This is a genomic window from Aeromonas sp. HMWF014 (assembly GCF_963878295.1).
In the GTDB taxonomy this organism is placed as follows: domain Bacteria; phylum Pseudomonadota; class Gammaproteobacteria; order Enterobacterales; family Aeromonadaceae; genus Aeromonas; species Aeromonas popoffii.
The window spans coordinates 1-4,497 of sequence record NZ_CAWNYS010000370.1; the positions used below are offsets into that span (position 1 = coordinate 1).

Below are 4,497 nucleotides of genomic sequence, written 5' to 3' on the forward strand. Positions count from 1 at the left end.
GCAGTGCCAGCACCTTGAACAACGGCTCGGTACCACCCAGCGGCGCGGACGCAATGCTGTTCGGGATCACCTGATCCGACAGGCTCAGCGCACCGTCACCCACGATCTCGGTGGCAAACAGCGGGAAGTCCGCCTTGATGCCGCGACCGAGGTTGATCGGGTCAGCCGAATCCAGCAGCGATTGAGCCGCGAAGCTGTAGCTCTGCAGCGTGCTGGCTGCGGTCGTCTGAGTGGCCGCGTCCAGGCTCGGCAGGAACTCGTTGACGAAGCAGGTCGGCACCGCCGTTTGGCAGTTGGGAGCATAGGCGGCGAAACCGGCCTTCAGCTCGGCACTGCCGCCGGTCAGCACGCCCATCTTGATGGTCGGGCCGAAGGCCGGCGAGTTCAGCAACAGCGGCGCTATGCCGCCACCCGGCATGGCCAGGCCACCGGTGTCGAACTTGAACAGGGCATCCGCCTGCGCGTTACCTATGGACTGGTTGGCTACTGCCAGCAGATTGGCTCCGGCAATGGCCCCCAGCGAGTGGCCGAGGAAATGCACCTTGAGGCTGCCGGCCGTCCCGATGGCCCCTTGGGCGTTGGCCAGGCCAACCGCCAGACGCAGGCCCAGCAGATCCACCACGCTCTGTTTCAGGTTGTCCCGCGCCACAGTCAGGTAGCTCAGGTTCAGGTACGGCATCGGATTGTCGGAGGTGGTGACGGTATCCGTGCTGCCACTCAGGGCATAGCCACGCTCACCATGCAGCGGATGATCGATCACCACTACGGCTACATTCTTGGCTGTTGGTGTGACTTGCAGACCAGCGCCGATCTGGCCCAGCGCCAGCGCATAGGAGTCCTCTTTGATGGAGGTGACGCCGTGCTGATAGATGATCACATCTGTGATGGTCTTCAGGTCATTGGTTGCGGCAAATATCCGCATCGGCACGGATTGCACCTCTTCCAGCATCGGCAGCGGGTTGAAGCGGCCTATGTTCTGCTCGGGATCCAGCGCCTTGCCGCCGGAGGTGAGCGTCACCCCGATCAGCTTGCTCGCCTCCGCCAGCAGCTCGGCCTGACGGCTCGGCTCGGCGATGAGCTCGCCCAGCAGGGCAGGATCCACACCGGCGCCCACCAGACCACCGATCACCTCGGCATCCTGTGCCTTCAGCGCATTGGCGATGGCATAGAGACTGGGGATGGCACCGTGCCAGGACTGGGTCTTGGCCTTGTCCCATGAACCGGCGGTCGCCGGTGAGGAGAGGAAATACGGCAGCTTGACCGTACCGGTGTAGACCTGCGTCATGCCGGCGATGCCGGTCAGCGTCGGGCTGGCGGCAACGGCGGCGGCAATGGCACCCTTCTGCTCCTGCGGCAGGAACTGCTCATTGTCCAGCTGGGTCAGGAAGGTGTTGCTGCCGGTCACGGCCAGGGTATAGGTGCCGGGCAGGCTGGTGTTGCCCAGGGCATCCTGTTTCCACAGGGCGGCAGCGTCCAGAGTCGGGCTCTTCAGCACGGAAGCGGCGGCACTCTTCACCGCCACCAGCACATCGGCGCCGGATTGGGTACCGAACCAGTCGGAGAAGATGACATGATCCGTGGCGATGCCGGTCGCGGCCTTGAACAGCCCTTCCTGCAGCGCGATCAGACCGTTGATGGTCTGCTCCTGGGCATTGCTGCCGGCGTTGTTCTTGTAGTTGCCGTAGTCACTGCCTGCCTTGAGGGCATCGCCGCGACTATCTTTCAGCGAATCAGTGGCCACTATCATGTAGTAGGAGGAGGGGTTCAACGGCTTGAGCGGAACCAGGTTCAGCTTGCCGGCCGAGGCGGCCACCACGAAGTCCACACCGTAGGTCAGCACCTTCTTCACGCCGCTCGGGCGCAGCGCCGTGCTGTCGAAGGTCAACTCCAGCAGGTAGAGCGGAGCCACTGAAGCGCCAAACTCGGCCGCCGTCGGTGCCTGAACCGTGATGCCAGACGAGGTGACCGGCACGATCTGGATAGCCTGGGTCGTAGACCAACCATCCAGCGTCGACATGGCGGAAACAGGGTTGGAGAGATCTGCGGTCTCGGTGGAGAATTTCAGGGTACCATCGCTGGCCCGGGCCGCCAGGGCACTGGGGCGCACTGCGTTGGAACCGGTCAACAGATAGTCGAGATAGCTTGAAGTGTCGCCTTTGTTATCATCACTGCCACCACAGCCAGCCAACAGGGCACTGACAACTGCGGCATAAATTAGCTTCTTTTTCATATCCTTATCTCTTTTTAGTTGTTATCCATGATGTGCTGACGGGGTAGGGTGAAAACCCGACCGAATCATATTAACAGCAACGCAACATTTTTTAAGCGTCTGGTCGGTCATCTGATCTGCTTTTTTTGTGTACAACATCAAGGAATTGGAATAGAAACGTGACCCGATAGGTTAACAGCTTCACTCCGGATACCAGACCCGACCAGCAACGCCCCCAGCTCCTGATGGCAAAAAGCCACCCCGATCTCGGCAAAGCGGCTTAATTGTCGGTAGAATGTCGCCATTGCTTAAGGAGAACCACATGATCGACCCGAAGAAACTGGAAGAGATCGCCAAACAGGTGCACAACTCCCTGCCGCCCGGCATTCGCAGCATGGGTGAAGAGGTGGAAAAGAAGATCCGTCAGGTATTGCAGTCCCAGCTCAACAAGCTGGATCTGGTCAGTCGCGAGGAGTTTGACGTGCAGACCAAGGTGCTGCTGCGCACCCGCGAGAAGCTGACCGCTCTCGAGGCCAAGCTGACGCAGCTGGAACAGCAGCTCGCTGCCAAAGGCGAGTAACACGCTGACGCCGCCGGCTCGCACGGCGCATAAAACAAACCCCAGCCAGGCTGGGGTTTGTTTTTTCTGAAGCTCAAGCGCCATCGGCCGTCATATACGACTGACACCGCTTTGATGCCTACCGATTCGCACTCTCAGCTCAGATGAACTCGTAGGCATCGCCGAAGATGCGCTCCGGCTCGGCACCGAGGATCTTGAACTCCTCCCGCGCCGCTCCAGCCATCTCGAAACGGCCAGCCACATAGATGTCGTAGTCATGCAGACTGACGAAGTCATCCATGATGGCCTTGTGCACCAGACCCGTCTTGCCGGTCCAGTCGCTTTCCGGCTCCTGCACCACAGGGATGAAGGTCAGCGGTGCATAGTCGCGCTCCCACTGCTGCATCTGCTCCTGTTCATAGAGCCAGTGCGCCTGGCGCACCCCCCAGTAGACGAAGACGGGGCGCTTGCTGCCGGTGTCTATCAGGAACTCCAGGATGGAGCGGGCATAGGAAAAACCAGTGCCCCCCGCCATCAGGATCAACGGACGGGGCGACTCTTCCCGCAGGAAGGCCTTGCCTGCCGCCAGTTCGATCTCTATCTCTCCCTGCTCGCGCATGCGGGCCAGCACCTGACCTGCATAAGCGTTCTCGGGGGTGGCGCCGATCTGCAGCTCCAGTACCCCAGGGCGGGTCGGTGAGTTGGCGATGGAGAAGGGGCGTTTGTCCGAATCGCTCATCACCACCAGCAGATACTGGCCCGGCTTGAAGCTGACCGCTTGCTGCGGCGTCAGGGCCACGTGCCAGATGGTGTCGACATATTCGCGCAGTTCCTCTACGCGGCACTTGATACGTTGCATTCTTATCCTTGTGACGGGCTCGCTCGGCCCGCTTTCGCTCATTGATTCACTGTAGATTCACGACCAGTGCAGCTGGTCAGGTTTCCCGAGCATACCCAATTCCGCCCGGAGATCATCAACCTTTTGTACCCGAACGGCGGTAGCAGCACGGATCCTCTGGCTGGCCGGGCTGGGTCGACCCGGCCCGCGTGATATAAATCCCAGGCAACCAGGCCTAGCCGAGAATAGCCAGCTCATCCCAGATGGCATCCACCTTCTGCTTCACCGCCTCGTCCTGGACTATGGGTTGCCCCCACTCGCGGTTGCTCTCCCCCGGCCACTTGTTGGTGGCATCCAGCCCCATTTTGGAGCCAAGGCCGGAGACAGGCGAGGCGAAGTCGAGGTAGTCGATCGGGGTGTGTTCAATCAGGGTGGTATCCCGGGCAGGGTCCATCCGGGTGGTGATGGCCCAGATCACATCCTTCCAGTCGCGGGCGTTGATGTCGTCATCGCAGACGATCACGAACTTGGTGTACATGAACTGGCGCAGGAAAGACCAGACCCCCAGCATCACCCGCTTGGCATGGCCCGGGTAACGCTTCTTGATGGTCACCACCGCCATCCGGTAAGAACAGCCTTCCGGCGGCAGGTAGAAATCCACTATTTCGGGGAACTGCTTCTGCAACAGCGGCACGAACACCTCGTTCAATGCCACGCCGAGCACCGCCGGCTCATCGGGCGGACGGCCTGTGTAGGTGCTGTGGTAGATGGCATCACGGCGCATCGTCATGTGGGTGATGGTGAAGACCGGGAACTCGTCCACTTCGTTGTAGTAACCGGTGTGATCCCCGTAAGGCCCCTCGGGCGCCATCTCCCCCGGCTCCAGATACC

At 60.8% G+C, this 4,497-nt stretch carries 4 protein-coding genes; 1 reads left to right on the top strand and 3 read right to left on the bottom strand.

Translation table 11 applies throughout. From position 1 onward, the window contains the following. Positions 1–2,230, bottom strand: a 2,230-nt coding sequence (locus AAC083_RS15285) for a VolA/Pla-1 family phospholipase (RefSeq protein ID WP_108537045.1), incomplete at its 3' end; no start/stop codon positions are given. 301 nt (positions 2,231–2,531) lie between these two features. Between AAC083_RS15285 and ubiK the strand changes: the two genes are divergently transcribed. Then, positions 2,532–2,789 (top strand): ubiquinone biosynthesis accessory factor UbiK, encoded by a 258-nt coding sequence (gene ubiK, locus AAC083_RS15290; protein ID WP_042036077.1) that lies wholly within the window; start codon positions 2,532–2,534, stop codon positions 2,787–2,789. A 139-nt stretch (positions 2,790–2,928) separates the two neighbouring features. Here ubiK and fre read toward each other — a convergent pair whose 3' ends face one another. Then, a complete protein-coding gene (gene fre / locus AAC083_RS15295; RefSeq protein WP_042036076.1) occupies positions 2,929–3,627 on the bottom strand; it encodes an NAD(P)H-flavin reductase in 699 nt (232 codons plus the stop codon). 214 nt (positions 3,628–3,841) lie between these two features. Then, positions 3,842–4,497 (bottom strand): UbiD family decarboxylase (locus tag AAC083_RS15300; RefSeq protein WP_146181693.1); only part of this gene is annotated, 656 nt, incomplete at its 5' end.

Excerpts from the sequence above, each read along its gene's own strand:
- ubiK (WP_042036077.1), top strand. The coding sequence starts at position 2,532 with ATGATCGACCCGAAGAAACTGGAAGAGATCGCCAAACAGGTGCACAAC.
- fre (WP_042036076.1), bottom strand. The coding sequence starts at position 3,627 with ATGCAACGTATCAAGTGCCGCGTAGAGGAACTGCGCGAATATGTCGAC.